The organism is Neoroseomonas oryzicola, from assembly GCF_012163135.1.
Lineage (GTDB): Bacteria > Pseudomonadota > Alphaproteobacteria > Acetobacterales > Acetobacteraceae > Neoroseomonas > Neoroseomonas oryzicola.
This window is the reverse complement of sequence record NZ_JAAVUP010000033.1, coordinates 1-1,607: the sequence shown is the minus strand read 5'-3', so window position 1 is coordinate 1,607 and position 1,607 is coordinate 1. Positions and strand designations below refer to the sequence as shown.

2 protein-coding genes are annotated in these 1,607 nt (G+C 68.1%); one reads left to right on the top strand and one right to left on the bottom strand.

Annotated elements, in window-relative coordinates; all coding sequences use genetic code 11:
* Positions 1-590: BKACE family enzyme (locus tag GWK15_RS25495; protein WP_168044415.1), on the top strand; the 590-nt coding region annotated here is incomplete at its 5' end.
* A gap of 594 nt (positions 591-1,184) precedes the next feature.
* Here the strand turns inward: GWK15_RS25495 and GWK15_RS25490 are convergent.
* Positions 1,185-1,484, bottom strand: coding sequence for a hypothetical protein (locus tag GWK15_RS25490; RefSeq protein ID WP_168044413.1), 300 nt, complete (start codon positions 1,482-1,484; stop codon positions 1,185-1,187).
* Positions 1,485-1,607: the final 123 nt, after the last annotated feature.

Genomic DNA, 1,607 nt, shown 5'->3' with positions numbered 1-1,607 from the left:
GCCGCGCGCTCGAGGCCCGCGGCGCCATGCTGCACCTCCGCCCCGACATGGCCTCGCTCGCGACGGGCTCGGTCAACTTCCCGACCATCGTCTACGAGAACCCGCCCGACTTCGTGCGCAGCCTGGCCGCCACGATGCGCGACGGCGGCATCAAGCCGGAGATCGAGGTGTTCGACCTCGCCATGCTCTACAACACGGCGGACCTGGTGGCCGCGGGGCTGATCCTGCCGCCGCCGCACGTCCAGTTCGTCTTCGGCGTGAAGCACGCCCTGCCGGCACGCCGCGACATCCTGGAATTCGAGGTCGCGAAGCTGAAGGAACTGCTCCCCGGTGCCACCTGGACCGCGGCCGGCATCGGCCGCCACCAGTTCGAGGTCGCGCGCTGGGCGCTCGAGATGGGCGGGCACTGCCGCACCGGGCTCGAGGACAACATCCGCATGGACCGCGACACGCTGGCGCCGTCCAACGCCGCGCTGGTCGCGCGCGTCGCGGAGATGGCGGCCGCGCAGGGCCGCCCCGTCGCCAACGCGCGCCAGGCGCGCGCACTGCTCGGCCTGCCGGCCGCGCCTTCCCAGCGCAAGGCGGCCTGACAGCCCGGTCCAGCGTCGGTGCCTGAGCCGCGTCGCCAGATCCGGCTCCGACCAGATCCCTGAACCCTACGAAGCATTCCCTGCAAGGCGCTCAGCAAATCCCTGTTCCGCCGCACAGGGAATGTCACCGTCGGCTAGGATTTCCGCGCCTTTCAGTCGGCCGATGCCTCACTGAATGGACGACATGGCGCCGATTTCCCTGTTCTTTCCCTGCAGAACAGGGAATTCACGGCACCCAGACTGCAGAGAGGGTTTAGCGGGGGACTGCGTCCACAATCACGCAGTCGCGGTGTCGCAGACGATTTCCGGCTCCGCGACCCTAGCCCGCGAAAGGCCCGCCCTTCCGGCCCGACACGCGAGGGCCTCAAACGAATCATACCTGAGAGACGCTGGCCCGGCGGGTTCAGCAGGCTGAATGCCGGTTCTGTCTCTCCTGGCCATTTCGGCAGGTACGGATGGGGTCAGTTGCCACGTCCGCGGAGTGCCGTTGGTCCGGGTGTAGCCTCGCCCAGTCTGGCATGTCGGATGCGCACTGGCGGGCTCGGGAGGTAGCGAGATGCTGTCGGCGTAGCGGCGAACAGCAGCCATTCCAGTTCAGACGAACCCAAGCGCCCTGCGCTGCTCCTGCCAGTCGGTGAGGATGCGGGTGTCCTGCATCAGCCGCGATGCCGTTAGGTTCGCAGGCTGGCAGCCCCCGAGGATGGCCTCGACGATGTCCGGCGCCAGCCAGGCGAGACGAACCAGCCGCGTCGCATAGGATTGCGAGATGCGCTGGCGGCAAATGCGCTCTGCCGGATCGAGGTAACGACAGACATCGCACAGGAGACATCGCCGTTCGGCTTCATCTCGCCACTGAGAGGCCGACGCGACGGCGTCGAGAATCGGGGCGCGCACCCAACCCCACGCCACCCGCCCTAGGCTCCAGCCTCAATCAGGTCCATCCGATGAGGATGGCGGCGATGGCGACGGCCGAGGCGAAATTGGCGGCGAGCTTGTCGTAGCGGGTGTGTATCCGGC